Origin of the sequence: Vulgatibacter incomptus, from assembly GCF_001263175.1 — a bacterium.
GTDB lineage: Bacteria > Myxococcota > Myxococcia > Myxococcales > Vulgatibacteraceae > Vulgatibacter > Vulgatibacter incomptus.
This window is the reverse complement of sequence record NZ_CP012332.1, coordinates 2,956,047-2,972,500: the sequence shown is the minus strand read 5'-3', so window position 1 is coordinate 2,972,500 and position 16,454 is coordinate 2,956,047. Positions and strand designations below refer to the sequence as shown.

General features: G+C 69.9%; 10 protein-coding genes and 2 rRNA genes (1 of these 12 only partly in view). 11 read left to right on the top strand and 1 reads right to left on the bottom strand.

Annotated elements, in window-relative coordinates; translation table 11 throughout:
* A 23S ribosomal RNA gene (locus AKJ08_RS12360) occupies nucleotides 1-1,599 on the top strand (it extends 1,362 nt beyond the left edge of the window).
* Nucleotides 1,600-1,775: 176 nt separating this feature from the next.
* Nucleotides 1,776-1,892, top strand: a 5S ribosomal RNA gene (gene rrf, locus AKJ08_RS12355).
* 121 nt (nucleotides 1,893-2,013) lie between these two features.
* On the opposite strand, the gene AKJ08_RS18735 is transcribed toward rrf, so the two are convergent.
* Nucleotides 2,014-3,141 carry a GrpB family protein gene (locus tag AKJ08_RS18735; protein WP_082343124.1) on the bottom strand — a complete coding sequence of 376 codons (1,128 nt, stop codon included), beginning with the start codon at nucleotides 3,139-3,141 and terminating at the stop codon, nucleotides 2,014-2,016.
* 317 nt (nucleotides 3,142-3,458) lie between these two features.
* On the opposite strand from AKJ08_RS18735, the gene AKJ08_RS12345 reads away from it, so the two are divergent.
* The 9 genes from AKJ08_RS12345 (at nucleotide 3,459) to AKJ08_RS12305 (ending at nucleotide 16,442) form a co-directional block, all read left to right on the top strand.
* Complete coding sequence (locus AKJ08_RS12345) at nucleotides 3,459-3,857, top strand: hypothetical protein (RefSeq protein WP_050726347.1); 399 nt, start codon at nucleotides 3,459-3,461, stop codon at nucleotides 3,855-3,857.
* Between the two features lie 95 nt (nucleotides 3,858-3,952).
* On the top strand, nucleotides 3,953-6,058 hold the full coding sequence (locus AKJ08_RS12340; protein ID WP_050726346.1) for an AgmX/PglI C-terminal domain-containing protein: 2,106 nt from the start codon (nucleotides 3,953-3,955) through the stop codon (nucleotides 6,056-6,058).
* Nucleotides 6,059-6,070: 12 nt separating this feature from the next.
* A complete protein-coding gene (locus tag AKJ08_RS12335) occupies nucleotides 6,071-6,721 on the top strand; it encodes an outer membrane beta-barrel domain-containing protein (RefSeq protein ID WP_050726345.1) in 651 nt (216 codons plus the stop codon).
* Complete coding sequence (locus tag AKJ08_RS12330; protein ID WP_050726344.1) at nucleotides 6,711-8,216, top strand: hypothetical protein; 1,506 nt, start codon at nucleotides 6,711-6,713, stop codon at nucleotides 8,214-8,216. Before AKJ08_RS12335 ends, AKJ08_RS12330 begins: the two co-directional genes overlap by 11 nt.
* Entirely contained in the window at nucleotides 8,213-11,272 is a 3,060-nt protein-coding gene (locus tag AKJ08_RS12325) for a tetratricopeptide repeat protein (RefSeq protein WP_082343122.1), read from the top strand. Before AKJ08_RS12330 ends, AKJ08_RS12325 begins: the two co-directional genes overlap by 4 nt.
* The gene (locus AKJ08_RS19865; protein WP_169788816.1) at nucleotides 11,215-11,496 is read left to right on the top strand and encodes a hypothetical protein; all 282 of its coding nucleotides are present in this window, start codon (nucleotides 11,215-11,217) and stop codon (nucleotides 11,494-11,496) included. Before AKJ08_RS12325 ends, AKJ08_RS19865 begins: the two co-directional genes overlap by 58 nt.
* Nucleotides 11,496-12,143 (top strand): hypothetical protein, encoded by a 648-nt coding sequence (locus AKJ08_RS12315; RefSeq protein WP_157370650.1) that lies wholly within the window; start codon nucleotides 11,496-11,498, stop codon nucleotides 12,141-12,143. The genes AKJ08_RS19865 and AKJ08_RS12315 overlap by 1 nt, the downstream gene beginning before the upstream one ends.
* A 31-nt stretch (nucleotides 12,144-12,174) precedes the next feature.
* Nucleotides 12,175-14,229, top strand: a complete 2,055-nt coding sequence (locus AKJ08_RS12310) for a tetratricopeptide repeat protein (RefSeq protein ID WP_050726340.1) — start codon at nucleotides 12,175-12,177, stop codon at nucleotides 14,227-14,229.
* Nucleotides 14,226-16,442 (top strand): YncE family protein, encoded by a 2,217-nt coding sequence (locus AKJ08_RS12305; protein ID WP_157370648.1) that lies wholly within the window; start codon nucleotides 14,226-14,228, stop codon nucleotides 16,440-16,442. Before AKJ08_RS12310 ends, AKJ08_RS12305 begins: the two co-directional genes overlap by 4 nt.
* The last annotated feature ends 12 nt before the right edge of the window (nucleotides 16,443-16,454 follow it).

Genomic DNA, 16,454 nt, shown 5'->3' with positions numbered 1-16,454 from the left:
AGGTTTCCTGGGGAAGGCCGTTCCGCCCAGGGTTAGCCGGGACCTAAGCCAAGGCCGAAAGGCGTAGGCGATGGAAGGCAGGTTAATATTCCTGCGCTGCCTTCATGGCGTTGAAGCGAGCGGGGACGGAGAAAGGTAGCCGAGCCGGGTGTTGGACGTCCCGGTTTTCCTGTGTAGGCGGGTCTCGTACGATGAAAAGGCGAGGCCATTACGCTGAGGCAGGCGACGAGGTCGTAAGACCACAAGTCGGTAATCCTACGCTTCCAAGAAAAGCCGCGCGTGGAGCCATGTTGGTACCCGTACCGTAAACCGACTCAGGTGGGCGAGGAGAGAATCCTAAGGCGCTTGAGAGAACTCTGGTCAAGGAACTAGGCAAATTGCCACCGTAACTTCGGAAGAAGGTGGGCCTGGAGTAGGTAGAGGGACTTGCTCCCCGAGCCGAACCAGGCCGCAGAGGATAGGCGGTAGCGACTGTTTATCAAAAACACAGGACTCTGCTAACACGATAAGTGGATGTATAGGGTCTGACGCCTGCCCGGTGCCGGAAGGTTAAGGGGATCTGTCAGCGCAAGCGAAGCAGTGAGCCGAAGCCCCGGTAAACGGCGGCCGTAACTATAACGGTCCTAAGGTAGCGAAATTCCTTGTCGGGTAAGTTCCGACCTGCACGAAAGGCGTAACGACTGCCGCGCTGTCTCGACCAGGGACTCAGCGAAATTGAAATAGCTGTGCCGATGCAGTTTTCCCGCAGCAAGACGGAAAGACCCCGTGAACCTTTACTACAACTTGCCAGTGACACTAGGGTTTGCTTGTGTAGGATAGGTGGGAGGCTTTGAAGCCGGGCCGCTAGGTTCGGTGGAGCCAACGGTGAAATACCACCCTGGTGGATTCTGGTGTCTAACTGACGTCCGTAATCCGGGCGCAGGACACTGGCTGGTGGGTAGTTTGACTGGGGCGGTCGCCTCCTAAAATGTAACGGAGGCGCGCGATGGTACCCTCAGCCCGATTGGAAACCGGGCGTCGAGTGCAAAGGCATAAGGGTGCTTGACTGCGAGACCGACGGGTCGAGCAGGTGAGAAATCAGGTCTTAGTGATCCGGTGGTTCTGAATGGAAGGGCCATCGCTCAACGGATAAAAGGTACTCCGGGGATAACAGGCTTATCTCCCCCAAGAGTTCACATCGACGGGGAGGTTTGGCACCTCGATGTCGGCTCATCGCATCCTGGGGCTGGAGCAGGTCCCAAGGGTTCGGCTGTTCGCCGATTAAAGCGGTACGCGAGCTGGGTTCAAAACGTCGTGAGACAGTTTGGTCCCTATCTGCTGTGGGCGTAGGAGTCGTGAGAGGACTTGACCTTAGTACGAGAGGACCGGGTTGAACGTACCTCTAGTGTTCCAGTTGTCACGCCAGTGGCATAGCTGGGTAGCCATGTACGGACGAGATAACCGCTGAAAGCATCTAAGTGGGAAACTCACCTCAAGACTACGACTCCCGGGCGAAAGCCCCTGAAGCTCCCTTGAAGACTACGAGGTTGATAGGCCGGAGGTGTACGCACGGCAACGTGTTGAGCTGACCGGTACTAATCGAGCGTGAGGCTTGGTTACCCATTCCTCTGACCGCCAAAGGCACTGGCGGCTCGAGGCCAAGGTCGAAGTCTACGACCTGGACGCATCACGAACTGCATCCGACTCGTACTTTTCCGGCTCTGACCGGAACCTTCCTTCGTATGTGGTACATTTTTGGTTCCTCTGCGGCCTTGCCGTAGAGAGACCTTTGATTTTCCGGTGGCAATGGAGAAGGGGTCCCACCCGTTCCCATCCCGAACACGGAAGTTAAGCCCTTCATCGCCGATGGTACTGCACGGGAGACCGTGTGGGAGAGTAGGACGCCGCCGGATTCTATTTGCGAGCCCCCAGCGACTCTTTCGAGAGGCGCTGGGGCTTTTCGCGTATTCTGGATCACGTTGTTCGGCGTGACCGCGGCGGGCGCGCTGGCAGGCGCGTCGAGCCGGTGGCCGCTCAGAGCTCGCTGCCGAGCTGCTCCAGGAAGCGTTCCATGAAGCCCGCGCGCTCGGCGGCGAGCCGGCGTGCCGTGGCGGTGTGGAGGACGTCGGGGATCCTCAGGAGCTTCCGATAGAAGTGATCCACGCCCCATCGCTTGTCGTCCGGCTCCCTTCGAGCACAGAACGGATCCTCGGGGTCGTAGAACGGTCGCTTCATCGTCGATGTGGTCGCGAAGCATCGCGCGATCCCGATGGCGCCGATCGAGTCCAGCCTGTCGGCGTCCTGGACGACTTTACCCTCCAGGGTGACCGGGACGACTCCGAGGGAGAAGGGATGGACCCGGATCGCGTAGGCGACCGCCTCGGCGCGGGCAACGGGCCAGCCTTCGTCGATCAGGAGCGCCAGGGCGAGCTCGGAACAGCGCTCACCGGAGAGGTGGGATTCCGGGTGGCCCTTCGGATGATTGAAGAGCTCGTGGAGCAACGCGGCGGTCGTTGCGATCTCGCGATCCGCACCTTCCGCCTCCGCGATGCGGCCGGCGGAGGAGACGACCCGCAGCACGTGCGCGAAGTCGTGGGCCGGATCGGCGCCCTCCGCCGCCCGCCGTGCGGCCTCTACCAGGCGCTCGCCCGAGCCTCCCGCAACGGTCGGCGTGCAGTTCGCGGTTCCGCGAAGCAGCGCCTCGAAGAATCGCTCCTTGGCGGCGCGCCAGCTCGCCATCGGGGCCCCCTCGTAAAGAGTCTTCAGCCCCTGGTATGCCTCGAACGCCACGACGTCGCCGCGGAGGCGGTCCCGTAGCTCGTGGAAGAAGTCGAAGGGACCACCGATCGCCGTGAGCTGGATTCCCACGTCGGGCTGGCCCTTCTCCTCGAAGGCCGCAAACGATTCGGTCCGGGTGCTCCCGGTGTTCCGCGGGTAGAGCTTCGCGAGCGCGGCCTCCGCCGCGGCGAATCGCTCGGGGTCGACCCGCACCTGCAGGTCCATATCTCCCTTGGTGATCGCGCCCGGAATCGAGGTCGAGCCCACGTGCTCGAGGATTGCGTCCGGGATGGCCGCCCGGATCCGGGTGGCATGACGCTCGAACGCGCGCTCGGCGGCCTCGCTCACCTGCTCCCAGGGCAGAAAGTGCACTCGCTCCGTCATCGTCCGCTCTCCGTCCACTCTCCGCCGCACGCTTCGGTGCTCGGACCCGCGAGCCTACCTCCTGGGACCCGCGAGCCGGCCGAAGGATTTCCGAGGGAGCGGCCTGCCCGGTCTCTCCTGGATCCCTGCCGGAGAGCCGGAGCGGACCCGGTGGAGCGACCTTTCACAGCTTGGCGGGGTCTTTAAGATTTTTGACAGATCGAGGTGGAATCAGGTACGAATTATCGAAACCCGATCCTGGGACAGCGGCGTCGATCATCGGCGGCTCTCGTCGGATTTCCGAGGGGCCCTGCGCGAGACGCAAGGAAGGTGTCGTCGTGCGGTACGGGCTCGTCGTCTACGGCTGCATGGTCATCCTGGCGCTCCTGCCTGCCTCGTCCGAGGCGGCCGGGAAGGCCCCCGATCAGCAGCGTGGGGCGGCGGCGAAGCCGGGCCCCCGCTCCGCGCCGCGCAAGGCGAGCGCGGCCGTCACGCCTCCGCCTGCGACCCAGAAGGCGACCGAGCCCGTCGAAGCGGGCGGTGGCGATGGTCAGGCGCTTCGCCGCGGTGAGCGCGTGGAGTTCGACGCGCGGCTGATCCAGGGACAGACGGCGAAGGCGGGGGCGGTCTACCTCTTCGAACGGGTCAGCAGCGACCTCAGCAGCATGGTCCGGGAGCGGCGCAGCTACCGGCGCGAGATCGTGGAAGAGGTCTTTCCGCAGGAGACGGACCGCTGAGCCAGCCATCGAATCGAGAGAGGGAGCCCGCGGCCGTCGCCGCGCTCGCCTTCGAGGTCTTCGTCTTCGACCGCGGCCGCTTCTCGGGCTCCCGGATGTTCTCGGGGATCCGGCCGGTCACGGTCGGTCGCGCGAGTGACGCCGGGCTGCGCCTGGAGGATCCGCTCGTCTCGGGACGGCACGCGGTCCTCTTCGTCCAGGACGGCAGGCTCTGGATCGGCGACGACGGGAGCAGCCACGGGCTCTTCGTCAACGGAAGGCGCGTAGCGACTGCTCCGATCGGACCTCTCGACGAGATCCGCTTGGGCGATTCGCGGATCAAGGTCGAGCCGATCGTCGACGAGCCAGCCCATGAAGCTCCGCCTCCGATGGAGCGAACGCAGACCGGGCTCGAGCTCACTCCCGCCCTCGAGAGGACGCAGACCGGCCGCGAGCGCCCCGCGCCCGTTCCGCCGGCGAGCGAGCCCCCCGTGCCGGCGGCGGTGCCTTCCAATCGGCCCGTCGCCAACGCGCCAGCCGCTCCGGTGGATCGGCGGGCAGCCCTCGGCCCGTCGGACCAGGGCTCCGCAGCACGCCCTCCCTTGGTGCACGGATCCGCGTCGCACGGCGTTGCGGCGAACGACCCGGTTCGCTCCGCGAAAAAAAGCCTCGAGGCCCCCCCGCCGGTGGTGCCCGAGAAGAACGCCGTCGCCCCAAAGGCGACGGCGGCACGCGAGGTCGCAGAAGAGGGCTTCAGCGCGCTTCCGTATCCGACCGTCTCACCGGAGGTGGACGAGGACGAGGAGGCCGAGAGGCGATTCTCACCGCCGTTCTCGCTGCTGGAGACGGTGGTCCGCGACGGCGGTGATCCCGGCGCCGGCGCGGCGCTCACGGCGGAGGTGCTGCGGCATCGCGGCGATCGGCTGGTGGAGCAGCGCCGGCTGGAGCGCGGCGAGAGCTGCGAGGTCGTCCGCGAGGCGGACGGGCAGCGCTGGCAGATGTTCCGGGTCCTCGCGAAGCAACGGATCCGCGTCTTCTTCCGCGAGGGTGACGAGGGCACGCTCCGCCTGGGCGGCGCACCGGTCTCCCTCGCGAGCTTCTGCGACGACGGCCACCTCCACCACAAGAAGCGCCGTATCTACGCGGTGGAGCTCGCGGAGGGCGACAGTGCCCGCCTCGTGCTGGACGGCGCGACCTACGACGTTCGATGGGTGCGGAGCCCCGCGCCGCCGCCGAAGAAGTGGTCATTCCGCGTCTCGCCGGAGGATCGGCGCTACGGCGTCGTCGGCGTTGCCGGGATCGCGCTGATGCTCATTGGGATCTGGGTGCAGGCGCTCCTGGCCCCGCCCGAGCTCCTGGTGATGGAGGAGCAGGCGCAGTTCGCCGAGATCACCCTCAAGGATCTCGAGATGGAGAAGCCGCCCGAGCCGCCGAAGCCCCCCGAGCCCATCGCCGAGGTGCAGGCGCCGGAGCCTCAGGCGACGCCGGAGCCCACGCCGGAGCCGCAGAAGCCCGCACCCGCGGCGCCCCGGCCGGCGAAGGCCTCTCCGGGACGACAGCGGGCCGCGCCGGCCGCGGCGCCGGCTCCCTCTGCGGCGGACAGCGCCCTCGCTGCGCTGGAGGGGATCGGATCCCCTGGACCGTCGAAGGTCGCTGCGGCGGTTTCGAACATCGCCGCGGTCCGCGCGCCGTCGGGCTCGTCGTCGAGCTTCCAGGTCTCTGGCGCCATCGGCAAGGTGCCCGGGGACGAGGTCACCCTCTCCCGCGGCGGCAAGGCGGCCGGAGGAGGAGGCGGTCGCGAGACCCGCGCGGCGGCGACGCTGCTGGCGGGCTCGAACGTCGGCAAGGTCGCGGGCGGAGGCGGAACGGGCCAGGTGCGCGGCACGGTGGCGCGCCAGCCGCCTCGGAGCGTGGGTACCAGCGGAGGCTCCTTGAGCCGCGAGGCCATCGCCAAGGTGATCAACGAAGGCATCGCCCGGGTGCAGAGCTGCTACGAGCGGCAGCTCATCTCGAACCCGGGCCTCCAGGGGAAGCTGGTCTTCGACTGGGTGATCGCTCCGAGCGGCGCGGTTGAGTCCACCCGCGTCCGCTCGTCATCTCTCGCGAACGAGGCGGTCGCGACCTGCGTCGCCCAGGTGATCAAGTCGTGGCGGTTCCCTGAGCCCACCGGCGGCTCGGTGACCGTGACCTTCCCGTTCGTCTTCAACGTGCAGGGGTTCTAGGTGCGTACTGGCATGAATCGATTCTCGGTCGCGGCTGTCGCCGCGGCGCTCCTCGCGGTCGTCTGGAGCGGACCCGCGAACGCAGACGATCTCGACGAGGGCGGTGCGCTCTACGCGGTGCAGAACCGCAAGTACACGGCGAGCCACGAGTTCTCGGTGAACGCGGGCTCTCTGCCGATGGACGCGTTCTACAAGGGCTACACGGCGTCCGGCGCGTACACGCTGCACTTCTCCGACCTCTGGGCCTGGGAGGTCGTCAACGCCGCGTACTCCTTCAACGTGGACACGGATCTGCGCAGGGAGCTCGAGTCGAACTGGGGCGTGACGCCGACCCGCTTCCCCACGATCCAGTGGCTCGGAAACTCGAACCTCGTGGTGAAGCCGCTCTACGGCAAGCTCGCCTGGCTCAACGGCAGCCTCCTCTACGGCGAGCTCTTCTTCACCGCGGGGCCGGCGGTGGCGAGCTACGAGAGCGACGGCGAGCTCCAGAGCTCCGGCACCTACGTCGGGGCCAACGTCGGCCTGGGCCTGCGCTTCTACCTCTCGGAGTCCTGGTCGCTCCGCCTGGACGCCCGCGACTACTACTTCGTGTCGCCGAAGGACGTGAAGAGCACGAGCAACGAGCTCTTCTTCTCCACCGGGATCAGCCTCAATGTCCGCTAGACGAATCGCCGCGCTCGCGGGGCTCCTCTCGCTGGCCTGGCCCATCCCGCTCCTCGCCGACGAACCGGAGCCGGTGAATTCTCCGGATGCTCCCGGTGACGCCGTCGTCGAGAACCCCGCGGAGCAGCGGCTGGCCTTCGCGGAGTCGCTCCTCGAGAAGGCCCTCGCCGCGGCGAGCAAGCCCGACTGGCAGGAGGCGGCCCGCTTCGCGCACGAGGCGTGGGCGACGTTCCCGGCCTCCGCGGAGCGGCGCGAGGCGGCGGAGCTCGCCCTCGCGGACGCGCTCACGCATCTCAGCTTCCATCAGGCGGCAGCGGCGCACTATTTCGACGTGGTCGGGCGGCGGAACATGCCGCAGCTCCTCCCTCGGGCGCTCGCGGGCGTGGAGGCGCTCTCGCGCCGCGGGCTGATCCTCGAGGAGGATCTGCTCGCCGGCGTGCTCGCCGACGCGGACCTCGCGAACCTGCCGCCGGAGCTCGCCGACTTCCTCCACTTCCAGCGTGGCCTCGCGAACCTGCGCCTCGGCAACCGCCGCTGGACGGACTACGAGTTCGATCGGATCCGGCCGGAAGGCATGTACGGCCAGCGCGCGCAGCTCGTCCGGGCGGTCTCGCTGGTGCGGGAGAACGAGCCGGCGAAGGCGCTGGAGCTCGTGGACGCGATCCTGGCGGCGACGCCGGAGCCCGACGTGGAGCAGGAGGCGCTGCTGGTGCAGGGGCGACTCCTCTTCGAGGCGGGGCGGATCGGGGACGCGGTGGCGTCCTTCCGCCGCGTTCGCGGCACCCTCAACGTGCCCGGCGGAGAGGTCCTCCTGGAGCGCGCCTGGGCGCACTACCGCGAGGGGCGGCTGCACGAGGCGATGGGCCTCATCTTCGCCCTCGGCGCGCCGGCGAACGTGGACCTCTTCCTCCCGGACGCCTACGTGCTGAAGGGCCTGATCTACCAGCGCTTCTGCCACTTCCGGGCGGCGCGCCGCGCGTCGGCCGAGTTCCGCGAGCGCTTCGGCGAGGCGATCACCGAGGTGGAGGCCGGCACCGAGCCCGGTCGCATCGCGGTGGTGGCGCAGGCCGCTTCCATCCTCCCGAACGTCCGCTCGGTGCTCCGGGTCTCGGACGCCGTGCGCGAAGAGCGCGCGCTCCTCGGCAGGCAGGGGAGTTGGATGGTGGCAGGCGGGCTTCGTGCGCACCTCGACCACGTCTACGACCAGGTCGGCTCGAAGCTCGAGTGGAAGCGCTCCCGGGTGCTGGCCAGCGGCGCCGACGAGGCGGCCGAGCGGCTCCTCGCGGCGCGAGAGCAGGCCAACCTCCTCGAGTACGAGGTCGGCGTCTCGATCCACAAGCGGGTGAACGACTCGGAAGGGAAGGCCTGGCGTCGCCCGGAGGTGCAGGTGATCCCCCGCACCGGCGACACGACCTTCTACCGCTTCAACGGCGAGTTCTGGAGCGACGAGCTGCCGGACATGCGTTTCCTCATCGAGAATCGGTGCGTCGAATGATGTCGCGGGCATTTGGATTTTCGGCTCTCGCCGCGCTGCTCCTGTGCGCGTCGGGCTGCGCGTCGACGCGGGTGGTTCAGCCCCCGGCGCCCGAGGACGAGATCGCGCGGCTGCAGCGGAACGTGACCAAGGTCCGTTTCGCGATCCAGTCCACCAAGGATCAGATCGACCGATCCCGCGGGCAGGCCTACCTCCCCGACCTCTACCTGCGGCTCGCCGAGCTCCACGTCGAGGAGGCGCGCTACCACTACTTCATCGCCTACGAGGGGCAGAAGCGCCGCGAGAAGGCGGTGACCTCCGTGCAGGCCCGCCTCCTCAAGGAGCGTGCCGTCGGGATCTACGAGCGGATCCTGCAGGAGTTCCCGGACTTCGCCGATCGCGACAAGGTGCTCTTCTTCATCTCCCACGAGTACCGGGAGCTCGGCGAGTTCGACAAGATGCGGGAGTTCCTGCGTCGAATCACGACCGAGCATCCCCAGAGCCGGTATCGGAACGAAGCGCTGCTGGTGCTCGGCGATTACCACTTCGACCGCAGCGAGCTCGACGACGCCGAGCGCAGCTACCAGTCGATCCTGGCGTCGCCCGAGTCGGGCACCCACGCGATGGCCCGCTACAAGCTGGCCTGGGTGCGGATCAACCGCCTCGACCACGCGGGCGCGCTCAAGCTCTTCGAGGAGGCGATCACGAAGCTCCTGGACGAGGGCGAGGAGGGCGGCTCGCGGCGGATCGATCTGCGCCGGGAGGCGCTGATCGACCTCGTCTTCCCCTACACCGAGGTGCACAAGAAGCCGGTGGAACAGCTCGCCTACTTCCGGCGCCTGGCGGACTCCCGCACGACCTACCTCGCGGCCCTCTCGAAGCTCGGGCGCCGGTGGTTCGTGAAGGGTGAGTTCGCCCTCGCCGGACAGGTCTACCGCGAGCTCCTGGCCCTGGGCGCGGACGACGAGGACTCGGTGGAGTGGGTCCAGCGCCTCTACGACGGCGTGCTTCGTGAGAAGCGCTTCGACTTCGTGGCGCAGGACGTGCGCCTGGTCTGCGGCGTCTACGCTGCGCGGCGCTACGACTGGCGCCTCGGCGCGAAGGAGAAGGAGAACCTGCGCGTCGAGCTCGAGGCCTACGCCCGGGATCTCGCGACCAAGGGCCACCAGGCGGCGAAGGATCACCGCGACGAGACCCTCTTCGCCCGGGTGGGCGACGCCTACGACACCTACCTCGCCTTCTTCGCCGATCAGCCGGCCTCCGCCGAGATCCGCATGAACCTCGCCGAGGTCCGGACGGCTGCGGGCCAGAGCCTCCTCGCCGGACGGGCCTGGGAGCGCGTGATGCAGGACGCGCCGGAGGCCGAGCGTCAGTCGGCGACGGTGAACGCCGTCTCGTCGTACGCGAAGTCGCTGGAGCAGGCACACAAGCTCGCGCGGCTGGAGCAGGCGCAGGCGAGGTCCGGTCTCCGGAAGGCGGCACGGGTCTACCTCGCCTCGTGGCCTCGGGGCGCCGACCGCGCCGGCGTGAAGTTCCAGCTCGCCCGCACCTTCTACGACGAGGCGCGGTACGACGACGCCGCGGAGCTCTTCGCGGCCCTCGTGGAGGAGTACCCGTCGTCGCCCGAGGGCGAGGCGGCGGCGGAGCTCGCGCTGGATTCGCTGCGGTCCCGAGAGGACTTCGGCGGCCTGGTGGTGCTCGCGCGGCGCATGGCCTCGAACGAGCGGATCCCGCCGAAGGTCCGGGCGGACCTGATGGCGATGGCCTCCGGCGCCGAGTCGAGGGCCCTCGAGGGCGTGACCCTCGCGGCGGGCTCGGGCGGCGAGGGGATGGTGGACGGCCTGATGGCCTTCGCCTCCAGCCACCAGGGGAGCAGCATCGGCGAGCGGGCGCTCGTGAACGCCTTCATCACCGCGCGTAACTCCGATGACCTCGAGCAGGTGGTCGAGGTCGGCGAGCGCCTCCTACGCGACTACCCCGACACCGAGGTGGCGCCGGACGTCCTCGCCTCCCTGGGCAAGATGTCGGTGCAGGCGGCGGACTTCCAGCGCGCGGCGCGCTACTTCGACGAGGCCGCCGCGCGGCAGAAGGATCCGGCCGCTCGGACGCCGACGCTCCGCGCCGCCGGAACGCTGATGGCGTATCTGGGCGACGGCCAGGGTGCGCGGCGCGCCTTCGGGGCGGTGCTCTCGGGCGCCGCGTCGGACGCTGCCCGCGAGGAGGTCGCGCTGACCTTCGCCGAGCTCCTGGAGCTGAGCGGAGACTGGGCCGGAAGCGCGGACGTCCTCGGCAGGACCCGGGCAGCCGGCGTCGGGAGCGCTCGCCTCGAGTTCCGCCTCGGCCAGGCCCTCGCGCGCCTCGGGCGGGGCGGCGACGCGGCCTCGCACTTCGAGCGCGCGGCAGCCATCTCCTCCGCGGATCCGGAGCAGGCCGAGGCGGTGGCGGGAGCGCGCTACCTCCTCGCCGCCCCGGCGTACGATCAGTTCGCGTCGATCCGCTTCGGCGGCGGCGCAGACGCACAGGTGATCCAGGCGAAGTTCGCGGCGCTCTCGCGCGTCGAGGGCGCGATGGTCGACGTCATCGAGCGGCAGAGCGCGCAGTGGGCGCTCGCTGCCCTTGGACGGCTCGCCATGGCCTACGATGACGCGGCGACGTTCCTCGAGAAGGCGCCGCTGCCCGCCGGCGTGGACGAGGCGGGAGGCGCCCGGTATCGGGCCGCTCTCGCTTCCCGTGCGGAGGACTATCGCTCCAAGTCGCAGGAGGCGATCTCGACCTGTGCGGCGAAGGCGGGTGAGCTGAAGGTCTTCACGGCGGCGGCGCGGGCGTGCCTGTCCGGGAAGCCCCTGGCCGGCGAAGCCGAGGATCGCGTCGAGGCGCCGGCGCGTCGGGGTGCCCCCCGATGGCCGTGGCCGGCGAGATCCGGGCGCGGATCGCAAAGGACTCCAAGGACTACGCGGCGCTCGGCGAGCTCGCCACCCTCTACCTCAGGGCGGGCGACCCCTACCAGGCGCGGCTCGTGGTGGACAAGGCGTCGGAGGGCGGCGCCGACTCGGCGACGTTCAACCTCCGCGGCGTGATCGCGCACGCGCTGGGCAGACCGCAGGAGGCCTTCGAGTCCTTCCGCGCGGCCCTCGACAAGGACGACTCGAACGTCCGCGCCCGCCTGAACCTGGCGGCCCTCTACCGGGCCTACGGTTACGACCGGCAGGCCCAGGCGGAGAGCGCGAAGGTGGGCGCGGGCGCGGCGCGCCTCGCGAACGATCCGGGCCTGATTCCGGGCGCCGTGGCGGAGGTGAAGTGATGCGAAACGCTGCGGTCGAAGGACGGTTGGACTCGATGAGCAGGCGGCGGGCCGGAGCGGCGGCTCGCGTGCTGGTGGCGGCGCTCGTCGCCGCGGGCTGCGGAGCCTCGAGCGCCGCGCGGATCCCGTCGGTTCGCGTCGACGAGGAGGTCCGCGACGAGCTGCCGCTGGAGGGGCGGCGCTGGGCCTACGAGGCCGAGAACGAGGTGATCATCGCCCTCGATCGGCGGGACGACGCGCGGGAGGCGCTGGCCCGTGCGCGGGCTCGGCTCGGGGAGACGGAGGACGCCGCGGACCGGAGCAAGGCGAAGGAGCCTTCCCGGGCGAAGGTCGCGTGGCGCGAGGAGCAGCGGCGGCTCGCCGATGCCCGGCTGGACGAGGCGGAGATCGGCGTCTACTGCGCGCGCACCTCCTTCGAGCTCACCAAGGCGCGGCTCGCCGTGCGCTTCGGCTTCCCCGTGAAGGAGGGCTACGTCCCGCCTTTCGAGGCGCAGTACGAAGCCTGTGCGAAGGAGCTGGCGGCGGCCTCCGAGGGGGCGAACGCCGCCGAGGCCCGGGCCGCGAAGGCGCTGGAGAAGTGGCGCGACAGCAGACGCGAATACGTGACCAGGACGGGCGATCATGATCATGGCCTCTGGACCGATTGAGCACGCTTCATACGCTCTGAGGCGATTGGGGTTGGCGGCGGCCTCGTGCGCGTGCCTCCTCGCGGCGGCGCCGCAGCCCGCGGTCGCCGCGAAGGCGGCCCGCCCCGGCGCCGGCGCGGCGTCCGCCCCGAAGGCGGGGCCCGTTTCGCAGGCGCCGGCCCGGACCGACGCGGAATCGCTCGAGGTCCACTCCGCAGGTGGCGAGGAGAAGGAGGCGGCGATCGCGGGTTCGGCTGCAGAGGCCGACGGCTCGGAGCAGGCCATCGCCCAGGCCCTCGACGCGGTGCGCTCTGCGCCCCTCGATCCCGCGCTGCAGCGGCGCCTGGGCGAGCGCTGCTTCGCCGGCGGCCGCGTGGACTGCGCGCTGGCGGCATTCGACCAGATGGTCAAGCTCGCGCCGGCCGACGTGGACGCGCGAATCGATCTCGGCGCCGTCTACTTCCAGCTCGGCAGGCTCGACCAGGCCCTCGCGCAGTTCAAGCGCGCCACGGAGCTGGAGCCTTCGCGGTACACGGCGTGGCTCGACCTGGGCATCGCCTCTCGCCGCGGGGGGCTCCTGCACCAGGCGGTGACCGCGCTGCGCAAGGCCACCGAGCTCCGCCCGGGCGAGGTGGAGGCCTGGTCGCAGCTCGCGGCGGCGTACGCGCGTCGACACGCAGTCGAAGAGGCGGTCGCCGCCTACCGCAAGGCGATCGCTCTCGATCCCTCCCACGCGGCCAGCCACAACAACCTCGGCAACCTCATGCTGGAGCAGGGGCGCTACGCCGAAGCGATCGCCGCCTACCGCCGCGCCGCCAAGCTCGATCCCGCGGATTCCGACTTCGTCTACAACGAGGGCGTGGCGCTCCTCCGCGGGGGCGACCTGGACGCCGCGGTGACGGCCTTCGAGAAGGCCCTCGCCCTCCGTCCGGAGAACCCGCGGGCGCAGAACAACCTCGGGGTGATCCACGGCAAGCGCAAGGAGATCCCCGCGATGATCGCCGCGTTCCAGGCGGCGCTCCGGCTGGATCCCCGCTTCACACAGGCGGCGTACAACCTGGGCCTCGCCTACCTCGCCGACGGGAAGCTCGACCTCGCGATCTCCGCGCTCCAGGACGCCGTGCTGCTCGAGCCCGCGTCGGCGGATGCGCACCGCGCCCTCGGCGACGCGCTCTTCCGCAAGGGGCACATCGCGCTGGCGAAGGCCGAGTACCAGGAGGTGCTCCGGCTGCGCCCCGGCGACGCGGCGGCCATGCGGCAGTCGGCGCTGGCGTTGGCAGCCGAAGGCAAGGGCGGCGCCGCCGTGCGCCAGCTCCGCCTGGCGATCGAGATGAACCCCTACGACGCGCGGGCGTATTTCTTCCTCGCCAAGGCCCTCGCGGAGCAGGGCGAGGCCGAGGAGGCGGAGAAGCGCTACCGCGAGTCCCTGAAGCTGGACGCCGCCGATCCCGAGCCCCACTTCTTCCTCGGCGAGCTCCTCGTGGCTCGGGGCCGTGCACCGGAAGGATACAAGGAGTACGAGGCGGCGGTCGCCGCCGAAGAGGGCTATGCGCCGGCGCAGTTCCGTCTCGGCGAGGCGAGCCTCGGCCGACAGAAGTACGACGCCGCGGTGGAGTGGTTCACGGCTGCGGCGAAGGATCCGGAGCTGCGCCCGGAGGCGCTCTTCAAGCTGGGCGACGCGTGGGATCGGCAGGGCCGCTTCGCCGAGGCGGCGCGCGCCTACCGCGACGCCCTCGAGGTGAAGCCCGCGTACGCCGAGATCCGGGCCGAGCTCTGCTCCGTGCTCTACCGGCAGGGCCAGCTCGAAGCCTCGCTCGCGGAGTGCCGCCGGGCCATCCGCGAGAAGCCCGAGCTCGGCGCCGCCCACTACTACCTGGCGTTCGCCCTCTACAAGAAGGGGATGGTCGACGCCGCGGTCGACTCGCTGCGCTCGGCGGTGGCGGCGCAGCCGACCATGGAGCAGGCGCATTTCTGGCTCGGCAAGCTCCTGGAGGAGAAGGGCGACCTCGGCGCCGCGAAGGCCTCCTACTCCGAGGCGCTCCGCCTGAAGCCCGGCTACGACGAGGCGCAGGTGGCCCTACAGAAGCTTGGGGGCGCTGGGAAGTGAGCAGTAGACGTCTGGTTGGCCTCGGGGCGATGGCGCTCGTCGCCGTCGGGACGCTCGCGTTCGCGCTGCAGCGCACACCTGCGCGGGAGCCGGCGGTGCTCCGCGCCGTCGGCCCCAGGCTGATCAGCAACCAGACCGACTATCCGGTGATGATCTACGGCGAGGCCCTACGCCCGGGCCTTCGCCTCGCGATTGGCGAGCTGCGCCTCGAGACGAGCTGGGTGGACGAAGGCCACCTGGGCGCGGTGATCCCCGCGGGGATCGAGATCCCGGCGGCTCAGGCCGTCGCGGTCTTCGAGGCGAGGCTCGAGGGCGCGGACGGCTCGGCTCCCCTCACGGTGGTGAACGACGCTGCCTTCCCCACGCCCCTGGACCTGGAGGTGGCGGCGGGCCGCGTCTTCGCCGTCTCTCGCACCACCGATGAGCTCCTCGTGGTCGAGGCGTCCGGCGAGGTCCGGCGCGTCCCCACCTGCGACGGGCCCCGATCGCTGGCGAAACGATCGAGGGACGAGCTCCTGGTGATCGCCTGCGAGCACGGGGGCGAGCTGCGCCTGGTGAGCGCAGCAGATCCCGCCGGGCCCCAGCGCTCGATTCCCCTCAGCCCCGGCCTGCAGCAGGTGATCGTCGAGGGCGACGAGGCCTGGGTGACGGAGCACGTCCGCGAGTCCGTGCTGCGCGTGGATCTCGGGAGCGGCCGGGTGATCGGGCGCTACCAGAGCCCGGTGGATCCGCGGCCGCTCGCGCTCCTGGGCGACCGCCTGCTGGTGGGGAACGCCTCGACCGAGGATCTGACGCTGGTGCTCCCGTCGGAGGCCCGGACACTTCGAGTATCACCAGACTCCACCACTCCGATCGTGGGCGGGCACACCGAGACCTACGCGCTGCATGCGATGGGCGGGAAGCGTCCCCGCGCCGTGGTCGCGAGCGATCGCCTCGGCGTCTTCTTCGTGAGCAGCGTGGGGCCCAACATCGGCCCGAACCCCGACCGCATGGAGGTCACCATGAACGGCGGGATCGGTGTGGTCGATCGCGAGGGGCGGTTCCTGCGCCACGTCGCCCTCCGCCAGGGCCTGCCCGAGGGCCTGGCCCTCGACGACGAGCGCGGCTTCCTCTACGTCGCCGACGTCTCCACCGGGCGCGTGGAGATCCTCGACGCCGCGAGGCTCGCCGCCGGCGACGCGGACTCGCGGGAGGCCTTCGTCGCTTCGCTGGAGATCCCGCCCTCGGTCCGCACGCCCCGCCTTCGAGACGGCGCGGACTTCGGCGTGGAGGGGAGGGCGTCCGAGTCGCTGCACAGCGGACCGGTGGCGCTGCGGCTCTCCGAGGATCGCCGGACGCTCTGGGTGCTCGCCCGGTTCGACGGGGCCGTCCAGGCGGTCGACGTCTCCGCGCCCTGGCGTCCCGAGCTCGGGCTGCGAATACAGCTCTTCGGCACGGAGGCGCAGCCGTCGCGTCGGCTCGGTGAGATCGCCTATCACACCGACCTGGGAAAGACGCGGATGAGCTGCGACGCCTGCCATCCGGACGGCCACACCGGCGGCATGCTCTTCACCAAGGGGCGGCCGATGCGGATCTACCGGTCCACGTCGCTTCGCACCGTGCGTGACAGCGCTCCCTACTTCACGCCGTCGATGCTCCCGACCTTGCGGCACATGGCGCGCGACGTGCTGGCGCGCAACCGCTTCCAGAACCCGAAGCCGACGTCGAACGAGATCGCGGCGCTTGCGCACTACACCGAGACGCTGACGCCGCTCCCCAACCCCTTCGTCGGCCCGAAGGGCGAGCTCCCCACGGACCTCGAGCTCCCCGGTGGCGGGCGAGGCGACGCGGTGGCGGGCCTTCGCGCCTTCGAGGCGAGCGGCTGCGGGAGCTGCCATCCAGCGCCCCAGTTCACCACGGATCAGGACGAGGCCACCCGGGGCCGCCTCCACCGCGGCACGCCGCTCGCGCTGCCGCTGCGGCCCGAGCTCCAGGACATGGCGCGGGATCCGGGCTGGCCGCCCGTCTCCCTCGTGGGCGTCTGGGACGTCTTCCCCCTCCTGGCCAGCGGGGCGGCGGGCCTCGAGGTGCAGGGAGACGCGATCGTCCCGCAGACTGGGCTCGCGCTGAGGCGCGTGCTCGAGCCGCCTCTCGCCAGCGGCGTCCACGCCGCGGCCGCCTCGCTCTCCGAAAAGGAGCGCGACGATCTCGTGGCCTATCTGCTGACGCTATGAGCTTCGCGTTCG